The sequence below is a fragment of the Neisseria sp. P0009.S008 genome, assembly GCF_051958615.1.
In the GTDB taxonomy this organism is placed as follows: Bacteria; Pseudomonadota; Gammaproteobacteria; order Burkholderiales; family Neisseriaceae; genus Neisseria; species Neisseria subflava.
The window spans coordinates 1-306 of the sequence record NZ_JBQCVG010000046.1; the positions used below are offsets into that span (position 1 = coordinate 1).

Annotated in this window: 1 rRNA gene; it reads right to left on the bottom strand. The window is 55.6% G+C overall.

The features are described 5' to 3' along the window. Nucleotides 1-306, bottom strand: a 16S ribosomal RNA gene (locus tag ACTHSQ_RS11175); the annotation flags it as partial.

Consider the following 306-nt stretch of genomic DNA (forward strand, 5'->3'; position numbering starts at 1 on the left):
GACTACTAGGGTATCTAATCCCGTTCGCTCCCCTGGCTTTCGTGCCTCAGCGTCAGTTATCCCCCAGTGTGCCGCTTTCGCCTCCGGTGTTCCTGCCAATATCAACACATTTCACCGCTCCACTGGCAGTTCCGCACACCCCTGGGACACTCCAGCAATCCAGTTTCAAACGCAATGCCTCAGTTGAGCTCAGGCATTTCACATCTGACTTGAATCGCCGCCTACGCACCCTTTAAGCCCAGTGATTCCGAATAACGTTCGCACAGTACGTGTTACCGCGGCTGCTGGCACGTACTTAGCCCGTGC